The sequence below is a fragment of the Ochrobactrum sp. SFR4 genome (assembly GCF_019730395.1).
Classification (GTDB): Bacteria; Pseudomonadota; Alphaproteobacteria; order Rhizobiales; family Rhizobiaceae; genus Pseudochrobactrum.
In genome coordinates this window covers 1-21,660 of the sequence record NZ_JAAPBB010000008.1, presented here as the reverse complement: position 1 = coordinate 21,660, position 21,660 = coordinate 1, and the positions used below count along the sequence as shown (strand labels likewise).

The following is a 21,660-nucleotide window of genomic DNA, read 5'->3' as shown; positions in this document are numbered from 1 at the left end:
CGTTGATTACTCAGCAGCTTCAGCTTTTGGCGCAGCCTTTTTCGGCGCGGCCTTAGCTTTAGCGGATGGCTTTGCACCACCGGTGAGGATTTCCGAAATGCGGATTGTCGTCAGTTCCTGACGATGACCGCGTGTACGCTTGGAGTTCTGGCGGCGACGCTTCTTGAACGCGATAACTTTTTTCGCACGGCCCTGTTCAACAACTTCTGCAGTTACAACAGCACCTTCAACGCGCGGAGCACCAACAGTGGCGTTTTCACCTTCGCCAACGATCAGAACTTCTGCAAATTCTACAACATCACCGGCTTCACCGGCAACTTTTTCAACTTTAAGCACATCATTGGCGGCAACGCGATACTGCTTACCACCTGTCTTAATGACTGCGAACATTTGTTTTCCTTTCGGGTCGTTCGTTTCCGGTTCTCCCGCAAGGCAGGGACCGTCTTCTTGTCAGTCGTGACAGTTTGATTATTTATCTTAACAAAAACATCAGTTTAAGGGTTGATAAACACACAACAAAAGTCAAAGGGGATTCTCATCCTCCTGCGACGTGGCCGCATATAGTGGCAAAAACGCCGCCGCGTCAAGGTTTTTCAGACCACAAAGCACATTATCTGCCAAATTATGCTGTTTTATGAACGATTAGGTCTTGTCTAAATCCGCTGTCCGCGTTATGAGCGCGACACATTCAGCAAATCGCATGATTTGATATGAATACAGACTTTTAGCTTTGTACTTCATATTACGATACAGCGGAGAGGTGGCTGAGTGGTTGAAAGTACCGCACTCGAAATGCGGCGTGGGGGCAACTCCATCGTGGGTTCGAATCCCACCCTCTCCGCCATTTGTCTTATTAAGCATTTGTTTTTATTTTGAAATTTCAAAGATTGATATTACTACCATCATTTTTACCCACAAATAGCTGTAGCCAGTGATAAATTAATATAGCAGTTCTTCGAGTCGCATCTTTCGGCTTTTCCAGTCAGGCATGACGGCCTCCAAAAAGCGTTGCCATTCATCACCGTGATTCGGATGAAAGGCATGACAAAGTTCGTGGCAGATGACGTAGTCGATCAACATTGAGTTGGCTCTCACCAGATCGACATTGAGAAGTATCCGCCCTTTAGCCGTATAGCTTCCCCAGCGTTTTGACATACTACGAACAATAAGGGCCGGTCGGCGCAACCCTTTCCTTGCAAAGGGAGGCATAATCTCATCAAGCCTATCCCGGAAGACCGTCCGCGCTGTGAGTGTATAAAAGGCAGTCAGAAGGCGGCGACAATGCGCTGGATCAGCTGCATCACGTGCTCGAATGTGGATTCTAGAACCGTCGACCTTAACATGAGGGCTGTCACATTGCTCAATGGACAACCTGTATTGCTTACCGAGAAGCAGATGTGTTTCGCCAGAAACGAAGCGCCTGTCAGGTGTAGCGACCGGCCTAGCCGAAATCCGATCTAGTTCACGAAATATCCACGCACCCTTCCGTTTCAACCGGTCACGTATGGCGTCAACTGGCTCACCTGATGGAGCAAAGACAACTACCGTCCCCGAGGGTTGAACCTCTATGCGGAATACTCGTCTCTGAGTACGCCTCAAATGTGCTAAGGCGCGCCGTTCGCCCCAGCCAATCTCAATCTGCTCGTGGCCCGATGATCTCATTGAGCCAATCTCACACGCGCCGACACGAGGACGTCATCAATGACAGCATCAAGAATCGCAGGATCGATTAATAGGCCGCGCCGACCTCGTAGCTCTTCGAAGAAAAAGTCATCGATGTCGTTGCGTATCAGATTTTCAACGTCGCGGTCATTTTGCCACCCGATCTTGCGGCGGCTTTGAACGATCTTGCTTACTTCGAGAGCTATGTCAGCTGCGATTTCGACGTCGCCAAATCCAGCCTTCTCCAGGTTGCGTTTTGCAAGCCCCCAGAAAGCCTGAGCGTGGCTGTCATCACGGAGACGGGCAGGCGTCGGATCGGCTTCATCCTGCCGGTGTTGGACCTTCTCCCGAAGCTGTTTGACCTTGGTTAGGTAGGTCAGTTCGTTGATCCGACCCTTATGAAAGTCGGCAATAGTGTCGCTGACAAGCTTCGAGAACTTTTCGAAGAAAATAGGGTCTTCATCCCATTTCTCTTCGATAGACCGCGTCAGTTGATGCGCAATGGTATCAGCAATCGAGGCATCCGTTTCCGTCTGTTCGGTCCTACGGGCCTCAATGGCGATATCATCAAAAATGTTAAGTGGCTCTACCAGTGTTACGACGTCGCGTGCGATCACATGCCTGTCGAGCAGCTGACGAACGCGCTTTTCGTAATCCCGCCAATCGACCCTGTCAGCATAACGAAGGCTAACGGAGGCGCGCAGCGACGTGAAGCGGCCGAGATCGTCCTTCCACCTCTTCAAAAGCTCTGGCTTTGTATTTTCTACGAACGCCGGGGACGCGAGCGCTACCGTGAAAGTCCGTGAGAACTCCGACAGGCGCCGATAGAATTCCTCGCGCGTCTCTTCGTCGGCCAACAAGCGGGCATAGGCTTCGGCATCATATGTGTTTGATACAGACCTGAAGATATCGAGGAGCGCCGCATACGCCCCCGGCACTTTGTTCGCCTCGTCACGTATCGCTACGATGCTCTGGGCGATATCCTCGGCGCTGAAGCCCTGAAGAGCATCGTAGCTTGCCAGCGCATCACCAAGGTTCTTCAGGACTCCGGTATAGTCGATGATGAAGCCGAAGAGCTTTTCAGGGGCACCCTCTTCGTCATAGACACGATTCACGCGAGCTATTGCTTGCAGAAGGCCATGTTCCTTCAGCTTGCGAGCAACATAGAGCACCGTGTTTCGTGGTGCATCGAAACCCGTCAGCAGCTTGTCGACAACGATGATGATGTCGGGATCGGACGGACCCTGGAATTGCTCAACAATGGTCTTGTTGTAGGCTTCCTCGCCCCCATACCGCTCCATCATTCTGCGCCAGAAGGAGCGAACGAGATCGTCGTCAGACTCATCAACTTCGTCTTCGCTTTCGCGCATTTCGGGGGCAGAGATGACGACTTCAGTGCTAACCACGCCGAACGTGTCAAATAGCTTCTTGAGCTGAATGGCAGCGCGCTTCGAAGAGGCCGCGAGTTGCCCCTTCAGCCCGGCACCCTTGAAGTTGGTAGCGAAATGCTGCCCGACATCAAATGCGATTGATTGGAGCCGGGACTCGATCCCTTCGATTTCCCGCGCACGGCTCATCTTCCGTTTCAGGTCGGCGCGCTGCTCGTCGGATAAACCGCGTGTGTGAACTTCAAACCAACGGTCAATTTGGCCTTCATCAACGTCGGTGACGACCTCTCGCCCTTCGTAGAGTAGCGGCACCACTGCTTTGTCGGTGACCGCGTCCCGCATCGAGTACGACGGCTGCACCAGTTCACCGAACTTGGCGAAGGTGCTCTTTTCTTTCTTGGCAATGGGGGTTCCGGTGAAGGCGATGAAGCATGCGTTGGGCAGTACCTCGCGCATCCGAGTGTGAAGGCTGTCCAGATTGCCATACTGGCTTCGGTGGCTCTCATCCACCAGTACGAAGATGTCAGAGGACTGGTCAACAACTCTTCGCTTGTTGAGGCCCGCCCTAAATTTGTGGATCAGGGTCGTGATGACCGGCGTCTTATCCTCGATCAGCGCAAGAAGGTTCTCGCCGGTTGCAGCGCGTTTAGGCTCCTGCCCGGTTGCCCGAAAGGTCTTTGAAATCTGATCGTCCAGATCGGTTCTGTCGGTAACGATTACGATCCGGGCGAATGGATTGGTCATCACGATGGCCTTGGCGAGCATCACCATCGTCAAGCTTTTACCGGAGCCTTGTGTATGCCAGACCACGCCGCCACGCCGCCTGCCGTTCGAGTCTCGCTCGTCGATACGTTTCAGCAGTGTCTCGATGGTCGCGACCTGCTGATAGCGGGCAACCTTCTTGTGGGGACCATCAAACAGCATGTAGCGCCGGACAAGACGCATGAACCGCTCAGGGCGGAACAGTCCAACAAGCGTTTCATCCAGCGGGGTGACGAAGCGATGATCCTCCATCAGCCCGTTGTGACGTTTCATGTACGGGGCGAAATCCAGCGCCACCCGCTTCCCCTCGACCGTGTCGAGAGGGCGATTCACGACTTGCACAGCGAAGTCGGCAGGGTCCTCCCGCTCTTTCCATACGCTCCAAAGCTTGCGCGGCGTGCTGACTGTACCGTAGCGCGGATCGTGACTGTTGGCCGAAAGAAGCAATTGCGCCGAGTAGAATAGCGCGGGTACACCTTCACCAGCCTTCTGGTTGCGGATTTGCTGACCGACGCCCTGATCCGATGAGACGTGAGAGGCCTTAACCTCGATCACCCCAAGCGGGATGCCGTTAACGAACAATACTAGATCAACTCGGATCGTCGGCCCGCCCGCTTCGCTGACCGTATATTCGGCGGCGACCTGAAATGTGTTCGAGCGCCAGTCAGACCAGTCGATGAACTTGAACGGCCATTCTCGGGATGTCGCACCAATGGCTTGCGGCAGCGCAATGCCGAGAAACAAGTCATCCGTCATGCGCTCATTGGCGCGCACGACCCCTTCGGGAATCCGGTCGGTCAGGCGACGAATGGCGGCATCGATGTTGGCTTCCGAGAACAGGTGCGCCCGACCGTCAAGCTGTATGCGATTAATCCGCGCAAGATCGGCTCGCGTCTGCGTCTCTAGAAACGGCAGCGTTCGCCGGCCATCGCGCCATTGATCGGCCTCCGCCTTGGTGACATAGCGCCAGCCACAATTGATCAGCGTGTTGAGCGCCTGAAGCTGCGCGCCACCTGCCTCGGATGTGGTGAACTCAGGAGACTTGGTCATGGCGCTGCCCCGGCGGCAGCCTTCGGCTTCCGCTTCGCCTTGGTGGTCGTCGGCGCGGGTTTGGCGATCCAGGCAAATGCGCACTTATAGCCAAGTGCCCTCAATTCGTTTGCCGCTTGCCGGAACGTCACAAGGCTAAAGAATGGCAATCGGTTTGCGCCGGTACCTGTCCCGCTGCACAACACCGCATAGACGATGAGATGTGCTGCTTCGCTATACGGACCAACGGAGTCAGCAACTAGGGCCTGATACCCTGTCAGTCCAAGCGTGGCTTCTTGCGAGGCGATTTGCGCGCGCAGCAAGTCACGGAATGCTCCATCCATTTTCATGACGCGGGCAGACACAGTGCCCTGATTGAACAGATGGCTGAGACGCGAGGACGAGGTCTGATCCTTCACATGGATCATCGCACCGCCATTGCTAAGGAAATCGCACGCCTCAATCGCGTATGAAGCGCCTGTAGGCTTTACAAGTTTACGGTCGAGGCAAAGCATACTATGGCCGCCGGTCGCGATGCGATTGTTGTATTTCTCCTCGTTCTCATCGGCCAAAGCCGCTGGCATGACGTGTGCTGTAACGGCTGCAAAGAAGTTCGCTACTTCAGTAGCTAGGTTGGTATCGATCCTATACCAGCGGTCCGCCGAGAGAACGTACTTCTCGCCGTTCAAGTCGGTCTCGAAAACGAGGCATTCCTTGATGCGCCAGCTTTGCCCGTCATCTTTACCGAGATCATTGCATTCGTGGACCTTATGTCCAGACAGATGCTCAGGAAGATAGGCAGCAACCGCTTTCTCCTTGAGGTCCGCAACATAGCCCCCGATTTCAAGGTCGGTGTGAACGTTCGTGCTGCTGAAGCCCTTATAGCGGATATGCCGCGCCTTTTCGGGATCGTAGATCACGGGATATGCGAGATGCAGCGTGTCCGGAATTGCAGCCGTTAGGCAAGTGTTCAAAGCAGCGACTAATGCGGTGTCGAGCTGGTCGATGGTTGCCTTGTCGCGGACATGCTTGATCTGGTCGATCCACGCGAAATTGGTTTTGTAGTCACTCTTGCCGAAAGCTACGAAGGCATCGGCGCATACCTGCGGCAAGTCGGCAACGTCCATTTCTTTGGTCAGCGTCAGGCCGTCGCTTCCGGCTACGCGCGTAGCGAAGCTTGCATCTTTCGGCTCTCCGGCAAGCCCGCGCACGATGTCGCGTTCAATATCTATGCTGAAGGCGGTCTGGTCAGATCGCCGAGCCGTTTGAGTTCGGCGGGACGTGGTGTTTTCATCGGGAGTGCGGATATCTGCGCTGCGCAGCTTGTCGGGATCAACCGTGTTCAAGACCACCCGTAAGCCGAAGTCCTGCTCAAAGGCATCTGGATCGAGCTTCACATGCCCAAGCCCGAAGGAAACAGCAAACCAGCGACCTGATGCGTGAACGAAGACTAGCCCGTAAGCGGTGGAGTTGTTGAGCTTGGTCTTTTCCGCGTCGGTTAGGTCAAGAAACTTCGCCCATTTCGGCGCGCCGCCGCCAATAGTATCGAGTGCGATTTGCGCGCCCTCGAGCTTGTCCCACGCGGAAAGATCGACACCGGCGCGAACACTATCAGCGGGCTGTTTGCCGTCCCGCAGCAGGCGGATAGAGACCGTATGGGTCTTCTTGGTCATGCGGTACCTCTTGAAGCTGTTTGCACTGCCGTAGCAAAGTCATCGAATCGCCCATCCAGTTGCCGTTCACCGGTCAGCAGCTTCTGCATCAGGCCACGACGTTGGCTTAGCAGCTTTGCCTGCGAAGTTTCTAACAGTTGAATTGATGTCTCCAGCGTGGAAGCAAACTGAGAAATTTTGATTTGGTCTTGCAGTGCCGGAACAACAATTCTCTCTTCTTTTACAATGCCTGCGCTCAAGTTTGGCTGACCGGACCCTTGAACCTTTCTCATCAGAGAAGGGATGGCGTTCATGACCGAGTGGTACAAGTATTCGGGGGTCACCAGTTCGGTGCGAGGGACTACCGCAAGTATGGCCTGATTGGTTGTGGCATCCACACCGAGCCTGCCAACCTGACCGGCGTTGGCTCCATACATTGCTACTAATGTGCTGCCAGCAGGCACCCATTTTGCACTTGAGGTTGCCAAGCCTCTGTCGCTGAGGGTTTCCTCGGTGGCGATGATGTTGGATGATGCGACTTCACCCGACTTGACCCATGGAATACCACCCCCGAAAGATCCGGCGTCACCCCGATCAGGTGTCCCTCCAGAATAGCAATCGGAAATTTCACCCAATGGAGCCTGGTGATACGGCGTTCCTTCCGACCTCCCGAACAAGCGGCCAGCGAAGAGATGCTCTAAAAGTACTGATCGACGATCTGACTCGGCAGCGATTAGACGTTCGGTTTGGTCAATGGCCCGATCCCAGGAATTGAGAACCGATACGATGCGCTTCTGCTCCTGAAGAGACGGTATATCGAACTCCCAGCGCATCCAGTCGTCCAGTCGGAAAACCAGCTTCTCGACATGGACACCGATGCTCGAATGGAAGCACGTCTGTTGAAAATATATCGAATGAGACAGCGCATTGAGGAATGCTGGATCGAGCACATCAGCCGTGTGAAATGCTGTGTATTCATTCGACACGACTGCTCGGTTCAGGCTTTCAGGCACAATCCCGCATGCACCATGCGATATTTGCCGGTTCGAGATCAGAAAGTCACCTGCCTCGATATAGAACTGTGTTTTCGTCCTAATCTGATCCCCACGCAGAACCTCGCGCGCCACGACGCCGCCCCGGTTCCGCTTAGCGGTTACAAGCTGATAGGTTTCAGAATCGACCAGCTCTGCGGGCCGCTCAACCTTGTGCAGCAGATCGCCAAGGCGATAGCGGGTCCAGCCTTTTGGCGTGTCGCCAAGCTTGGGTATTCCTGCCTGAATGCTAGGCGGGTAGGCGCTAGGGTTTTCTGCTTCGAGTTCTTCGAGGGCCTCGCTCATGCCGCGCCCTCTGCGCCGATGCGCTGCTTACGCCACTCGCCGTAGGTCTGGCCAGTTGTCGCGTGCTTCCAGCACCGTGGGCCGCTGACGTTGCCGCCGTAAACGACACGGGCAGCGCCCGACGGCGTGTCGAACGGGGTATCGGTGGTGAAACGAAGGAACCGGTCGTCGTCACCCGGCACCAGAACGCCTTCCGCAATAAGCTGTTGCCTCCGGCGCTTCAGGCCATCGTCGCAACTTGGCACCTCCTGCCGTTTTGCTATGGACCCGGCCAAAACGACAAACTCGTCGCCCGCCTCACGCGATTTCGCCGCTGCTCCAGCTTCGGAGAATGTGAACAGCGCTTCGTCGCCTACCGGGGGTGCATATGGGGTTGTTTCAGTCGTGGGTGCTCTGTCCTGTGCGCCTGCCTCGTGACCCGCCGGGCGCAAAACGTCGAACCCCAAAACCGGCAGCAAGATTTCAATCTCGTCAAGAACCCGCTCCATATCCGCGATTTCCGGCTCGGGTAGCCCGCGGAACGGTGGCTCCGTGCCGTTGACGAGTTTTGCCCGACCCGCATTGCGGATAGCGGCGATGATCCGGCTTTCCAAATAGCGGCCATGCGCTTTCGTGAGGTTTTCGTCTTTCGAGACGATCAGCACCGCGCGGGTAAAGAACTCCTTTCCCTCATCTGCATCGTGATAGGCAAGGCGCGTGCGCACCTGATAGCCTTCGCCGACATAGACAAGCTGACGGCCCGGCAAATCTGGGTCCGGCCCAACGAGCAAATAGACACCTGTACGGGTCGCTTCTTCTCTGCGGATAAGCTCGGGTAAAGCCGTACGCGAGGCCACAGCCGCCCGCACCGACGAAACGCCAAGTTCCGCGGTGATCACGCCCGATGGCGTGTCATCAACGAGATAGAGCTTGAGCGTGCGGCCTCGGCGGGCAGCGGAACGGGAGGGAGCCTCAGACATCAATGCCAAGCTCCTTCAGATAGAAGTTCATTTTCTCACGCGTCTGCGCAAGCTGGTTTTCGAGATCGCGGATTTCGTTCTGAACGGCCTGGAGGTCGACTTCAGGCTCAGGCTCAAACGTATCGACATAGCGAGGAATGTTGAGGTTGAAGCCGTTTGCCTCAATCTCCTCAAATGTCGCCCTATGGGAGTAGCGCTCGCGCTCAGTACGATTGCGGTAGGTGTCGATGATTTTGGAGACATCCTGGTCCCGGAGACGGTTCTGTTTCTTGCCTGGCTCGAAGTCGCGGCTAGCATCAATGAAAAGAATGTCGCGCTCATGTGCCCGCAAGCCATTCGCCTCCCGCGAACGGTCGAAGACCATGATGCAGACCGGAATACCCGTTGTCGGGAAGAGTTGGCCGGGAAGGCCGATGACCGCATCAAGGCTGTTGTCGCGGATCAGCCTCTCGCGGATTTTCCCTTCCGTGCCCGAGCGGAACAGGACACCATGTGGTGCAACCACGGCCATACGGCCGACGTCCGGGCGCGTGATAGCCAGCATGTGAAGAATGAAGGCGTAGTCGCCCCGGCTCTTGGGCGGCATATGTGGCGTGAACCGCTTGTAGGGGTCCGGCAGCGGCTTGCCTTCGGAATCATTGTTGCCCCACCACTTGTCGAGGCTGAAGGGCGGGTTGGCGACCACCACGTCAAAACGCATCAGGTGGTCGCTCTCGATCAGCGTCGGTGAATTGAGAGTGTCGCACCAGTCGATCCGCGCACCATCCTGCTTGTGCAACAGCATGTTTAGCCGGGCCAAAGAGCGGGTTTGGCCGTTTGATTCCTGACCGAAGAGTTGAAAATTACTGTCGCTAACTTCCTCGCCGGCACGCAGCAGCAGCGAGCCTGAACCGCAAGCCGGATCGCAGATGCGTTCACCGGATTTGGGGTTCGCAAGCTTGGCGACCACTTCGGAAACCTTGCGCGGTGTGAAGAACTCACCGGCCTTCTTGCCAGCGTCCGATGCGAAGCGTTCAATCAGGAAAATATAGGCATCGCCGAGAATGTCTTCGGAGGTATCCGAGAGATCGAGACCGGGCTTTGCGAAGTCTTCCAAGAGCGTTTTCAGCCTGCGATTGCGATCTTTCGTCTGGCCAAGGTTCGTCTCGGAATTGAAGTCGATGGCGCGAAACAACCCCCCGAGTTTGCCTTCGTTCGCTTTCTCCATCGCATCGAGGACGATGTTGATCAACTCACCAATGTTGTCACGCGCGCGGCGCTCGTAAAGGCCGTAGAAATCTCCAAGGAAGCTCTCCTCGACTTCGTTCGTCTTCGTGTTCTTCAGTTCCACCGTAGGCAGCTTGAAGCGTTCGCGATCAAGGCGGCGCTGAATGCGCAGCTCGTCACTGCCATATTCACGGCGAAACTCTTCGACATGCTTGCGGCGCACGTCGCTGATGTATTTCAGGAACAAGGCGGTAAGGATGTAGTCCTTGTAACCTGACGCATCGATTGCCCCGCGAAAGGTGTCGCAGGCACGCCATACCGCTGCGAGAATGTCATCTTGCCGAAGGGCAGTCATTGGGCACTCCTTGAAAAATTACGTCCTGTGTCCGCCGCTCGAATCGCGCGGGTGACCACTTCACGGCCTAAAATCGTGTTGAGTTCGGCAAGCCGTTTGAGCAGCCGCCCCTCCTGTTCAAACGACCCCGCAAGTCCTGCGATTAAGTGCTGCTGTTCCAGCGAAGGCAGCGGAATTTCGGTTTTCTCCAGCGCCTCCTTTGCGAGGCGAGCGAGACCAGTGCCTTGCTTGCCACCGGATAGAACGGCCTGCGTCATAGGCAGCTCGAGAAACGCAGCAAGATACTGCGGGTCCACCAAGGCCCGGTTGGGCCGGACCAAATACATATCCAAAGAGATATACGCACCGAACACCGGACCTCTGGCTACGCAGATATCTGTGGACTCGCCGCGCGCTCCGACGATTAGATCGCCTTCTTGGATCGTTAGCGCCCGCGCTACAACAGGAGGCTCACCTGAGACAAGATTGGGGGATCCGCCAGCCTTGATATCAGACAGATCAGCGAGCCGCATAAATCGTGCAGCTCCGCCTCCGGACTCGCGGACCGAAACCCCAGATAGAATATTCGCTATTTCTCTTAGCTCGAGCATGCCTCAAGCTACAAAAACCTGAAAGAATAGTCAAATTCTAATTAGAGACACCCTCTAATTTATATTTTATCGGGAAAATGTGCCGATAGGCCGACAAGTGCGAAGCGGCGGCCACTGTATTCACGTTTTTGGAGTGCAATTTATCAGCTCACGTCTCACGCGGCGCGTTAGTTAGAAAAAGCTTGTCAAATCGCTCAGCCACGTCATTGACAGTCATGCCAAGATGATTCGCCTAACGCTGGTTGTCAGTACCATGACGTAGCGTTGAATAATAATGCTCCACCCAAGCACTTGCGGCCGCCAATTCCATAGTTGTAGGTTCCGAGCCAACACCTTTCACAATCTCGTAGAAGCGGTCCAAGCTAATCGCCTTACGAGAGGGCCGCAGCGTCGGCGCAGGCCTATCTTCGTTGTATGCATCCAATGCGATGACCAGATTTTCTTCGAAGCTTTCGCTCTCACCGGGATAACCGCGGGGATTCGAGACCACCCGGCAGTGGCCAATCTCGTAATCGGCCGATTCATGAACGTGACCATGAATCCACAGGTCCGGATGGCCCGACAGTATCAAGCTCGATAGGTCTGACGCATAACAGGCCGACAAAAGATCGTTCTGCCGGCGCACCGGTATCGAATATCGATGCGGCGCATGATGTGTCACAACGACAGTTGGTCCGTCGAATGGCTGGGCGAGTTCGGTCTGAATGAATGCAGCACTCACGTTGTGCCGGAGGCCAGCATGCCGTGGTGAGAAATAGACTTTCCCACTGTGGTGACGAGGACCTGTCCGATCGATTTCGTCCGGCCCGACTTCTATCATCTGGAAGTCGTTCATGTATTTGATGGCTTCCCGCTGGCATTGCCATGAAAGGAGTTCGCCCAGGAGCTCGAAATCCATCCAGAGAGTCGCACCGATGAATCGCGTTCCACCGATCACGACAGTTTCATTCTCCAGATAGAAGAGGTTCTCGATGGTGCTGGCTCTCTGCCGGGCATCGGCAAGCTGCCGATCAAGGTTCTGGCCGTAGAACTCATGATTGCCAGCCACCATGATGATGGGCTTGTCCGAAAGCGTCTTGGCATATTCGATGGCTTTGGCGCAGGTGACATCAATATCGCCGGCGAGAACCAGCACATCATGATCAGGCGTCTTCTCCGGTCGCCAGCGCAACTCGGAAAACTCCTGATGTAGATCGGATATGATCCATATGCGCATTTGTTCTCAAAGCTCCGGGCCACGCTCGACCTGCGACCAGTAGACGTTCTCAGCCTGAGTTTTCGCGCGTTTGATAATATCGCCAAGACGAATCGGCTGAAAATCCCATACGTCGACCCCAACATTCACGCTGTTGCGAGTTCCGCACCACCTTTCATGTACATGGCCGAAGAGTTGGATCGCTCCTTTGCGAGCGCCCTCCCACGTGATCATCGGATAGTGGCAAAGCGTCAGGCGTTGATCGCCATCCTTGATGACGGCCATGTCCTGCACCGTTTCCCATGGCAGCGCCTTGACCTGCTCATCGTCATGATTGCCGACAATCAGATGCTTACGACCCGGGATCGAATGAAAGATGCTCTCCAGATAGCCGTCATTCCCGGCCGAGCGTCCGAAGCCAAAATCGCCCACGACCCATAAATCGTCGTCCGCCTGCACACGGGAAGCGAAATTGGAAACAATGGTGGTATTCATCTCGCCGACTGAGCGAAACGGTCGATTGCAGAATCTGATGATGTTGTCGTGGCCGAAATGTGTATCGGCAGTATACCAATGGGCCATATCTTGTTTGTTGGAACGGTCTTAGCAGCCGTTAACCTTCCTATGCTTCTTGCTCCTATCGGCAACGCGGAAGAGTCATTTTGTAGTCTTGAAACTCCATGGCGACGTCGGGGTTTATTCTGACATGCTGGAATCGGGCAACGAGTTTCCCCGACTTGAGCGTCATGGTTACCAGACGTTGCCCGTCGTCTCCATCATCCAGGCCGCCTTCTTCTGAGCATTGTGCAAGCGCAACGATCTCCCTGGATGACGGTTGGCGAGCCTGTTTAAGTTCGCATGAGATACCAAAATCTCCAAACGACTTTCGCCCGACCTTAAAGGCAAGATGATCAGATATCGTCCCAGTTCGGGATGCGATGCAGGCTTTCGGCTGTCCCCACATACCGCGAAATGCTTTGGGAAGGTTGGCCACCTGCTTGCCTGTCTTGGGAAGGGAATTTTCCTTGCCTTGCCGGCGATCAGCCTGATTTTCAGACGAACTGATTTTCTGAGCCAGAGCTTCGACCTTTGAGCGATAACCGCTAAGACACAGAACTGCGAATTGTCCGGTAACACCAGCAGCATTGCTGGCGCTATTGCCGTCCAGTATCTCGCCAGCATCAGAACGCCACAAAGCGTTCTCCACGCCGGTTCGATCTGGATCGTAGCCAACGAGCTGATACGTCGCGCCCCATGACGTTGAGATACGCCGGGCAGGACAATCGGCTTTCGCGACATAGGGTTTTGAATAGGTGCCATTCTGCAAGGTCGCCTCGACGCACTCCCGGATTCTAGCCGGATCAGGACTGCCAAATGCCGCGCAGTTTTCGCGGATCGCATCTTCGGTCACGATGGCGTGGATTTCAGCCCGTGCCGTGCCAAGGCCTTTCTCGGTCGTGATCGTTGTTTTCGGTCCTTTGCTGCCAGTGGCCGGAAGCCAGTCGAGAGGTTGCTCGGCTCGAGCCACCGCCCCGGTAGGCAGTAGAATCAGGACGATGACGAAGACTCGGACGAATGTTGCCATTCTCATTGGTGAAAACGACCTCACTCAAATAGTGGCCCCAGAGCCGCGATGATAAAAACGACGCCAACCAGTAAAGCAATGCCGACACCCACGCCCAGTCTATAGAGTGCGCCGATCTTGGCTTCTTCAACCTCGAAGCGCCGTGCTTCCTCGTAATTCTCGAATTCGAGAACGCCATGAGCGTTCGTGCGTTCAAAGCGGTCTTTCCGGAATGTTTTGTCACGAACAGTCAGATGACGAAAATACCAGATCGAGAATGCGACCAGCATCAAGCCTATAAGAGCGGTTCCCATTACACCTCACCTCGTCAATAGTTCGATCATTACAAATCGTCTGGAGGGGCCAGTGCCACCTTCAGGCGTCAATGTAGCCATAAACTCTGTCGCTATAAAGAGTGAATATGTCGAAACTGCCGCTCGTGAAACGAGAGCGGCCATCTCCCTTGCGACAGACGCTTGCGCGCAATATCCGAGCGCAACGGGAACGCTTGGGCATCAGCCAGGACGAGCTTGCTTTCCGCGCTGACATGCATCGCACCAATGTCTCGGCCATTGAGCGCGGGCTGCGGAACGTGAGTCTCGACAATCTGTATTTTCTTGCAACTGCCTTGGAAACGGAACCGCACCTTCTGGTCGCTGAGGCGAAATGATTATTAGGCCGGAAATTATTGAGAATGGCGAGAATCCCGGCCGTTACGGTCACGCGTCATAGCGCTTGATACAGTTTCAAATCTGGCGAAAGATGAAGCTTTTACCGGGTGTTGGCTATTTGCGCGGCGTCAAAGTGCTGTAGTCGATCATCGTGATCTCTCCTCCCTCGGGATCGAGACCGGCCCGGTTCATGAGATAGATGATGACTTCAGCGCTGGTCAGGCGATGGTTTTCCTTGAATCGCCGTAACCGGAGAGCTTGGTCACCTGGCAGATTCGCCACGAATGAAAACTTGCCTCTTATGATCATATCCAACCTCTATCGCCCCAATGTTATTGCATTTCGCTACGGGTGGAAAATTGAGGCGGCGCGTAATGGCCGGATCGATTGCTCGGCAGCCTCGTCGGTCAAATGTACAGTAGCGGCAGTTTGAGCTATTCCGGCAAGCTGCGCCTCAACAGATCTTCTGCGCTCATCAGCGCTCTCTTGCTCGCGTGCAAACTCTGCTGCGCGCTCTCGGTATCGCCCGATGCTTGTATGGAGCCACTCAACGCCTCGACCAATAATGTCTGCGAAGCGATCAGCGATCTCACGCCATCTTCGAGCGCTTTCTGTCGAGTTCCGATGATGGCGGTCGACCGTCTCTCCAAGCTTGTGAACTGCGCTGCCGAGGCTTCGCAGACTTGTGTCAACCGTTCGACGTAACCGAGCAATTCGCGCTCCAGCGCCGACAGCAAAGGCGGTTCCCGGCGAACCTCTGGCCGATCCTCGGTTCTCGCATGCGTTGGATCGCCTGCCATCTTCCGTGCTCCCTTGATTCCGTCCTGCCAGATATTCCGTATGTCGTTGCTCGATTTGCACTACTTTATGCCCGCATTCTTCGTGATCAGGCATGGAACGATCTGTTTCCCATTGCTGCATTCGCTCAACGATAATTTGGACTGATCCCAGCTGATCACCAGGCCATTCTGCGTGAAATGCGTTGCCAGGCCGATCTGCTGATAATTGGCGGTCATAGCCTCCCGGATCATCGAACGCCCCCACCAGTAGGTCGTGGCGAAGACAATTCCGATCGACAAGATCAGGAAGCCAATCAACACCCAGGGACCAAATTGGGTCATGCGCTGGATCATCTGAAGGTCGGTCGCGATTGCCTCGGTATTTTCCGAGATCACGTGGCTCATCGTCGCGCTGGCGGCGGCTATATCGTGCTCTATTGTATCGCGCGCGCTTTTCGATATGGCCGCACAATCGCTCCTGAAGGTCTGCAAGTGGGATTCGAGCCAGACGGCTGCCTGACTGGTCTCTGTTTCCAGCTTTTCGGCCAAGCGCTCGCTCAATGGCTGCCGTTCGCGACCAATTTTCATGAAAGATATCTCCTCTCAACCGGAACCGTTCGCCAGTCTCAGGATCGCGCAGGGTGAGATAATTCTTGCCGGTGCGGGGAACATCGAAGCCCTCGGCAATCAGGCGTTCGATCATGCTAGACCGGTTTTCGATCTCGTCATTCGCGATCCGATCCAACAACCAGTCGTGAATTTTCTCCCTGGCCGCACCACGCCGGAGATCTTCGATGATCGGCGTGACATCGCGAGCACGATCTGGGTCCATTGGATCAGCCCAGCCATGTTCTTTGTTCAGACAATCGCGAAGGGCATCATACGAATCAGTCGATCCGGGCGGCGCAATGTTGAACGAGCGCCCCGTGTCTAGTTCCATTCTCGGCACCAGGAAGTGCAATTCAACTCGGCCCTCATGGGTATGGCGCACCCACAGGATATCTCGCTGGTTCGCTTCAAGGCCTGCGAAAGCGAGCGCTTCGAACTCGTCCCGAGCCCTACGTTGCTGATCATCGTCGGGCTGATCATCACGTTCGAACGCCAACACGCCAGAGGTATAGCGCCAGCGATGTCGACATCCGTCGATCAATTGCCGTGTTCGCTCCGGATCACCGGATAGAACCTCCGGCAAAGGCATGCGGTGGGTTCGCAACGGTCTCCCACTCGCATCGCGAATGATGTCGCGATTATCGTCACGGGTGGCAACTTCCTGGGCTATAAGGTAGTCCACGGGTGCTGTTCCGCCACCGCGCCCATGCTTGAAGAAGCGGATCATCATGGCCACACCGTCGATCCGTCAACCACACCGTTTTCGTCGCCGATCTGGTTGAAAACGCTGCTGTCAGCATTGGCTTCAGAGCAAGCCAATGTGCGAGGAGTGGCAAGAAGGCTCAAAGCCCTTTCAATAGCGACGAGCCTGATTGCCACGACAAGCGCATCAATCTCCCGCGCCTTACCTGCCGCGACTGCGCCATTCAACCATCGCGCGACCTGGTTCAAATTACCGCCAATACGCGCCAGCTCAAGCACCAGCGCCGGATCGGCTCGTGGCATCGGCCTACGACGCTTGGCTTCAGTCAAGCCAAGCGTTTCTCGCATGAGGGTCGACATGCTGACGCCAGCGGCCTGCGCCTTGCAGAGAAGCCGCAACTTTTCAGCATCCGAACAGCGGAAGATGACTAGCTCCGTGCGATTGGATTTCTCTTCGGTTGGGGTTGAAAGGGGAGGCTTGCCGCCCCTTCCAAGGCCCGTGTATGACACGGGTAGCCTTGCTCTTTTCGGAGCACTTACAGACATGACCAACGGATTCCTTGAAGTATCGGTGAACACCAACATTGACATTTCGGGAGGCCGATCATGCTGGCCCAACTTTCCGGCAGAAGCCTCGAAAGGTTTTCTCAATTCTTGCCGCATCAAGCGCGATGCCGGTCGATATGCACCATCGACGAAAGTTCGCAGCCACAAAGTCGATATCGGGCATGGCGCGACCGTGATGGCGCAATTCTTCTCGCGCAATCTCCCCCCAACGTGACCACATAATCGTCCCATCAACTGGAAAGGGCTGCTCCCGTTTGTTTTCTTTCTGCTCTTTGTGAAGTTCTGTTCTTTTGTTGTCGTGGCCCATTCGTCGGTCGGGACTGCCGACAGACGGCGTAGCCAACGGACGGCTTTCTGGGCGGACGGTAGGAAAGATTAGGATGTGGTTTGCTGGCCGCTCGCCGAAGGAATATGGCGCAGTCGCCAGAACCCAATATTGTCCTCTCAATCGTCCCTTCTCGTCGCGCACTGCAAAGCGTCCCGCATGGCCTGCACGCGCCAACTCGCTTAGAATTCGTCGAACCTTTTCCCGGCCGATCCCATGATGTAGTTGGAGCATCTTTATGGATACGCTCCAATTGGGTGGGCGGGACAAAAGATGAGCTCCGACACCGATTGCTTCGGGGCTCAATAATTCGCCCCGCGCCTGTAAGAACTCGTTCAACAAGACGGTGAATGGTTCCTGTGCTGGTGACCGGAAGATGCGGGTTTCCGGCATGGATGAAGGTTCTACCGAATGGGTGTTGCGTAAAGTTGCGAGGTTTCGTGCCTTACGCCGGCCATTCGAAGGAGGTGGCACTTCAGGCTGCATCAGCATCACGCTCTGCGATACGAGCCTGCTGCCATCTGGCAACGTCATCTTCGAGCCACGCCACCGTGCGCGCCGAAATCTTGATCGGTCTGGGAAACTGACCTCGTTCCATTAATTCGTAGAGAGTGCTGGTCGGAAGCCCGCACATAGACTGAACGTCGGAACGTCGAAGGAAACGTTGCATGATCATTCTCCCCGTTGGTCTCCGAAACGCTCGGAAACGTCAGGAAGCAAGAATGAACACTTCGCTTACGATTAAAAGCTGCATATGGTGCAAAAGTCCCGACCTACTTCTGCGCTGTCAACATTTCTCGAATAGCCCGAAGCAAGGTAGCTTTGTGGACAGGGGCTATGTCACGCTTCGCTAGCCACTCATTCACATAAGCTAACTGTGATTCCCTTTTTATTTTCTCATACTCGCCCTCGGGAAAGAGGTCTTGGATCGCCAAGATGACGTTGTCACGTATCGTCCTTGGTCGATGGGCCGGTCGAGTTGCCTTATGGCTGTCCATTGTTTCTCGACCTACATCGAGAGGAGGCCATCGTCGCAACATCTGTCTCCCGTTCAGTTGAAGATCAGAAATGTCGTCCCCGTCCGCAGTAAGCAGGCGGTAGCCCATTCCCAGAGTTCGCCTTCGAGGGCCCATGCCGAGACATCTTGTAGTGGGAAATTCCTCCGCATCGATCCACTCAAAAACACCGATTGCGCGATAGTTGCCACCCACCCAACCGCTGGCTGCTACCTCGCCAGCCTTGAGAGCTTCGATTAGCAACTTCTCTGCGTGAAGCTGCTCACTTTTCTCATCGATTTCGTAGTACAGGGGAAGGTCTTTGGGTGTTTACGCATCGACTGTTTCAGCACTGCGGTAAAAGTCGCGATGAATGATCCATGCGCAAGCCATTCCCCATGACCATTTTAGCTTTGCTAGAAAATCGTCAGGACTCGTCATCAGCGGCGCTCTGCTTTGCAACGACATGATCATTGCTTGTCCGCTTGGCGGTGCAATACCTCTCCCAAGCCAACATAAGCCGACGCCGCCTTTCCAGCGCATCGCCCCGGCGATACGCCGCCTCCGTCTTGTCGGCGAGAACGTGCGCCAAGGCCACCTCAGCCAAATCGCGCGGGAAATTTGTTTTCTCGCCAGCCCAATCGCGGAATGACGAACGGAACCCATGAACGGTAACGCTCTCCTCGACGCCTTTGAGCAATTCTAGCATAGCCATATTGGAAAGGCCCTTGCCCTTCCGCGCCCCCGGAAACACAAAGCTGTCTCCGTACCCTTCGCTCGGCATCATCTGGATGATCTCGATTGCCCTGTCGGTCAGCGGAACGCGATGCTCCCGACCGCTTTTCATCCGCTCAGGTGGAATCGTCCATATCTTGGCCGACATATCAATCTCTGAGCGGCGCGCACCTATCGTCTCGCCTGTTCTCGCCGCCGTCAGGATTGTGAACTCCAACGCTCGAGCAGATATGCTGTCCATATTGCGCAAGCGCTTCATGAAATCTGGAAGCGCCGTATAAGACAGAGCCGGCTGGTGTTTTACTTTTGCGACTTTTGACCGCGCTGGTAGCAGCTTATCAAGGTGTCCACGCCAACGCGCAGGATTCTCACCCTTCCTGAACCCCCTCACCGTCGCCCAATCGAGAATAGACTCAATCCGCCCTCGCAGACGACTCGCAGTCTCCGCTTTTATTGTCCAAATGGGTTCCAGCACCTTAATGATATGGCCAATTTCGACATCCTCAACACGGAGATCACCGATCACCCGCGCAGCATAGGTATCGATGGTGCTCTGCCATTGGACGGCATGCTTTTCGTTCTTCCAGCCCGCCCGATGAGCCGCAATGTATTTCTTGGCCGCCTCTGAGAAGGTGACACGTTTGGCTTTATCGGCTTGGATTTCAGCCTTCTTTGCCCGACGCGCTTCAACCGGATCAATACCGTCAGCCACGAGCTGACGGGCACGACGTGCCCTCTCCCGAGCTTCGCTCAGGCTGAACGTGTTCAAATTGCCGAGTCCCATGTAACGGGCTTTGCCCAAAAGCATGTAGCGAAACAACCAGGACTTGTTGACGTACCCCTCCTTGGCAGTCTTGGCGGTGCTTTTTGTTACCTGAAGCCACAATCCCCCGCCGTCGCCATAGAGACCAGGGCTTGTCTCTTTCGCTACCTTGGCTGCACTGAGCTTGTTGATTGTCCTCGTCATATCCAGCAATCATACCCACAATTAATAGCTGGAATATATCAGAACGTTTTGGAAAACTCTAGAATAGAAATTTTCTTATATATATGTTTTTAAATCGCTTTATGGAGTTCACCGGAACACTTCAGAACCTAGGCGGAAGGACACCCTCTCCGCCATTTTACCCTATTAAATTAATATTTTAAATTGAGCATAGCTTACTCAGGTATCTCTCCCTGCGCGGTCCATCGCTCGTGTCCAGTCAAGAGCCACGCTCAAGGCACAACCTCGATTATCGAGTAAGCCAGAGGTCATACACAAACAGAGGCGTGCAGTTAGCACCTGGAAGCCCCTAACTGCGATGCTGCAACCAATACATCTGCAAGGCGAACGACATCTTCGTGTTGAGTGCGCCATGACGACAAACTGACCCGAAACGCAGGACGCCCTTGCCAGACCGTATTGCCGAACCAACCTGCACCTGTGTCAAGAACGGTTTGTCGAACCCGGGCAGTTCTCTCATCATCACCACAGCGCACCAGCACTTGATTAAGCACAACACGATTGAGAACATCGAGACCACCTTCATGCAGGCGTTGCGATAACCACATGGCTTCATCACAATGACGGTCGACCAAATTCGCAACGCCTGCGCGACCAAGCGTTCTAAGCGCGGCCCAAATAGGAATTCCGCGAGCGCGGCGAGAAAACTCCAGTGTAAGGTTTTTTTGCGAGTCGGCAGAAGCAACCGCATAAACTGCATCGGCATTCATGGTTTGAGCAAATGCCTCTGCGTGGCGGCAGATGGCGACCGCGCCATCATAAGGCGTGTTCAACCATTTATGACCATCCATCGTCCAGCTATCAGCTGCCTCGACCCCATCCGTGAGTGCTTTTCGTGACGAAGCCCGCGCCCACAGACCGAATGCGCCGTCAACATGAACCCAAGCATTTGCCATTCTGGCCGTTTTGATAAGAGGAACAAATGGATCGAACTCGCCGGTATTTACCTCTCCTGCCTGAAGGCAAAGAATGGTTTTGTCATCAAGCGCAGGCAATTGTTCGGGATCAATCCGACCGAAGCCATCAGTCAGCGCAATAATCAAACGCGCAGTTCCAAATCCCAAAAGTCTAAGCGCTTTTTTAACAGTAATATGGACGGTTTCAGAAACAACGACCTTGATTTCAGGAGCGCCGATCAAACCATCTCTATCGAAGTTCCAACCTTGTCGCGCTAGCAGCGATCGGCGTGCCGTCGAAAGACAAGAAAGCGTGCATGCTGTTGCGCTGGTTCCAAATCCCACTGCGCTCTCACGAGGCAGATCAAGGATATCAAGAAGCCATTGCCCCGCTACTTTCTCTATCGTCGCTGCAACTGGTGAATTATCATCGGATGAGGCGCATTGATCCCATGCCAGCATCAGCCGTTCGGCAGCAGCAGCTGCTGGCAGAGCTGCGCCAACTACAAAACCGAAATAGCGGGGGCCATTCGAAGCCGTGGTTGCTGGTGAGCCATATGTGTCGAGCATACGCAAAGTTTCGATAGCATCCAGACCATATGTCCGACATCAGCGCCCTTGAGACAAAACAGTGTTAATTGAGAAGAGAGGATTTTCGGCTCATGATAGCTCTATC

General features: G+C 54.8%; 22 protein-coding genes and 1 tRNA gene. 3 read left to right on the top strand and 20 right to left on the bottom strand.

Annotated elements, in window-relative coordinates:
• Positions 1–6: 6 nt before the first annotated feature.
• Complete coding sequence (gene rplU, locus HBA93_RS11500) at positions 7–390, bottom strand: 50S ribosomal protein L21 (RefSeq protein WP_022712234.1); 384 nt, start codon at positions 388–390, stop codon at positions 7–9.
• 364 nt (positions 391–754) lie between these two features.
• Here rplU and HBA93_RS11495 point away from each other — a divergent pair.
• Positions 755–844, top strand: a tRNA-Ser gene (locus HBA93_RS11495).
• A 95-nt stretch (positions 845–939) separates the two neighbouring features.
• Here HBA93_RS11495 and HBA93_RS24520 read toward each other — a convergent pair.
• The 11 genes from HBA93_RS24520 to HBA93_RS11440 all read right to left on the bottom strand — a co-directional run bounded on the left by HBA93_RS24520 (position 940) and on the right by HBA93_RS11440 (position 14,013).
• Positions 940–1,662, bottom strand: coding sequence for a M48 family metallopeptidase (locus HBA93_RS24520; RefSeq protein ID WP_221723365.1), 723 nt, complete (start codon positions 1,660–1,662; stop codon positions 940–942).
• On the bottom strand, positions 1,659–4,862 hold the full coding sequence (locus tag HBA93_RS11485; RefSeq protein ID WP_221723364.1) for a type I restriction endonuclease subunit R: 3,204 nt from the start codon (positions 4,860–4,862) through the stop codon (positions 1,659–1,661). The genes HBA93_RS24520 and HBA93_RS11485 overlap by 4 nt, the downstream gene beginning before the upstream one ends.
• Entirely contained in the window at positions 4,859–6,514 is a 1,656-nt protein-coding gene (locus HBA93_RS11480) for a DUF6119 family protein (protein ID WP_221723363.1), read from the bottom strand. The genes HBA93_RS11485 and HBA93_RS11480 overlap by 4 nt, the downstream gene beginning before the upstream one ends.
• On the bottom strand, positions 6,511–7,830 hold the full coding sequence (locus HBA93_RS11475; RefSeq protein ID WP_221723362.1) for a restriction endonuclease subunit S: 1,320 nt from the start codon (positions 7,828–7,830) through the stop codon (positions 6,511–6,513). The genes HBA93_RS11480 and HBA93_RS11475 overlap by 4 nt, the downstream gene beginning before the upstream one ends.
• A complete protein-coding gene (locus tag HBA93_RS11470) occupies positions 7,827–8,789 on the bottom strand; it encodes a DUF4357 domain-containing protein (RefSeq protein ID WP_221723361.1) in 963 nt (320 codons plus the stop codon). Before HBA93_RS11470 ends, HBA93_RS11475 begins: the two co-directional genes overlap by 4 nt.
• Complete coding sequence (locus tag HBA93_RS11465) at positions 8,782–10,350, bottom strand: type I restriction-modification system subunit M (RefSeq protein WP_221723360.1); 1,569 nt, start codon at positions 10,348–10,350, stop codon at positions 8,782–8,784. Before HBA93_RS11465 ends, HBA93_RS11470 begins: the two co-directional genes overlap by 8 nt.
• The gene (locus HBA93_RS11460) at positions 10,347–10,862 is read right to left on the bottom strand and encodes a restriction endonuclease subunit S (protein WP_221723359.1); all 516 of its coding nucleotides are present in this window, start codon (positions 10,860–10,862) and stop codon (positions 10,347–10,349) included. Before HBA93_RS11460 ends, HBA93_RS11465 begins: the two co-directional genes overlap by 4 nt.
• Positions 10,863–11,172: 310 nt before the next feature.
• Positions 11,173–12,156, bottom strand: a complete 984-nt coding sequence (locus tag HBA93_RS11455; RefSeq protein WP_221723358.1) for a metallophosphoesterase — start codon at positions 12,154–12,156, stop codon at positions 11,173–11,175.
• Between the two features lie 6 nt (positions 12,157–12,162).
• Entirely contained in the window at positions 12,163–12,717 is a 555-nt protein-coding gene (locus tag HBA93_RS11450) for a metallophosphoesterase (protein ID WP_221723357.1), read from the bottom strand.
• 55 nt (positions 12,718–12,772) lie between these two features.
• Entirely contained in the window at positions 12,773–13,720 is a 948-nt protein-coding gene (locus tag HBA93_RS11445; RefSeq protein WP_221723356.1) for a hypothetical protein, read from the bottom strand.
• 20 nt (positions 13,721–13,740) lie between these two features.
• Positions 13,741–14,013 (bottom strand): hypothetical protein, encoded by a 273-nt coding sequence (locus tag HBA93_RS11440; protein ID WP_221723355.1) that lies wholly within the window; start codon positions 14,011–14,013, stop codon positions 13,741–13,743.
• A 107-nt stretch (positions 14,014–14,120) separates the two neighbouring features.
• Between HBA93_RS11440 and HBA93_RS11435 the strand changes: the two genes are divergently transcribed.
• Positions 14,121–14,369, top strand: a complete 249-nt coding sequence (locus HBA93_RS11435) for a helix-turn-helix domain-containing protein (protein ID WP_286201890.1) — start codon at positions 14,121–14,123, stop codon at positions 14,367–14,369.
• A gap of 115 nt (positions 14,370–14,484) precedes the next feature.
• On the opposite strand, the gene HBA93_RS11430 is transcribed toward HBA93_RS11435, so the two are convergent.
• From HBA93_RS11430 to HBA93_RS24165, 3 genes are all read right to left on the bottom strand, one after another.
• On the bottom strand, positions 14,485–14,652 hold the full coding sequence (locus tag HBA93_RS11430) for a hypothetical protein (RefSeq protein ID WP_221723354.1): 168 nt from the start codon (positions 14,650–14,652) through the stop codon (positions 14,485–14,487).
• A gap of 152 nt (positions 14,653–14,804) precedes the next feature.
• On the bottom strand, positions 14,805–15,170 hold the full coding sequence (locus HBA93_RS24170; RefSeq protein WP_286201889.1) for a hypothetical protein: 366 nt from the start codon (positions 15,168–15,170) through the stop codon (positions 14,805–14,807).
• A gap of 60 nt (positions 15,171–15,230) precedes the next feature.
• Positions 15,231–15,737 (bottom strand): hypothetical protein, encoded by a 507-nt coding sequence (locus HBA93_RS24165; RefSeq protein WP_286201888.1) that lies wholly within the window; start codon positions 15,735–15,737, stop codon positions 15,231–15,233.
• On the opposite strand from HBA93_RS24165, the gene HBA93_RS24755 reads away from it, so the two are divergent.
• Positions 15,736–16,083 (top strand): hypothetical protein, encoded by a 348-nt coding sequence (locus HBA93_RS24755; RefSeq protein ID WP_286201887.1) that lies wholly within the window; start codon positions 15,736–15,738, stop codon positions 16,081–16,083. The genes HBA93_RS24165 and HBA93_RS24755 overlap by 2 nt on opposite strands.
• Positions 16,084–16,484: 401 nt before the next feature.
• Here HBA93_RS24755 and HBA93_RS24750 read toward each other — a convergent pair whose 3' ends face one another.
• From HBA93_RS24750 to HBA93_RS11400, 5 genes are all read right to left on the bottom strand, one after another.
• Positions 16,485–17,006 carry a plasmid mobilization protein gene (locus tag HBA93_RS24750; protein ID WP_221723352.1) on the bottom strand — a complete coding sequence of 174 codons (522 nt, stop codon included), beginning with the start codon at positions 17,004–17,006 and terminating at the stop codon, positions 16,485–16,487.
• A gap of 58 nt (positions 17,007–17,064) precedes the next feature.
• Entirely contained in the window at positions 17,065–17,886 is an 822-nt protein-coding gene (locus HBA93_RS11415) for a hypothetical protein (RefSeq protein WP_221723448.1), read from the bottom strand.
• On the bottom strand, positions 17,828–17,986 hold the full coding sequence (locus HBA93_RS11410; RefSeq protein WP_286201897.1) for a helix-turn-helix transcriptional regulator: 159 nt from the start codon (positions 17,984–17,986) through the stop codon (positions 17,828–17,830). The genes HBA93_RS11415 and HBA93_RS11410 overlap by 59 nt, the downstream gene beginning before the upstream one ends.
• A 788-nt stretch (positions 17,987–18,774) precedes the next feature.
• Positions 18,775–20,049 (bottom strand): tyrosine-type recombinase/integrase, encoded by a 1,275-nt coding sequence (locus HBA93_RS11405; protein WP_221723351.1) that lies wholly within the window; start codon positions 20,047–20,049, stop codon positions 18,775–18,777.
• A 311-nt stretch (positions 20,050–20,360) separates the two neighbouring features.
• Positions 20,361–21,554 carry a pyridoxal phosphate-dependent decarboxylase family protein gene (locus tag HBA93_RS11400; RefSeq protein ID WP_286201896.1) on the bottom strand — a complete coding sequence of 398 codons (1,194 nt, stop codon included), beginning with the start codon at positions 21,552–21,554 and terminating at the stop codon, positions 20,361–20,363.
• Positions 21,555–21,660 lie beyond the last annotated feature (106 nt).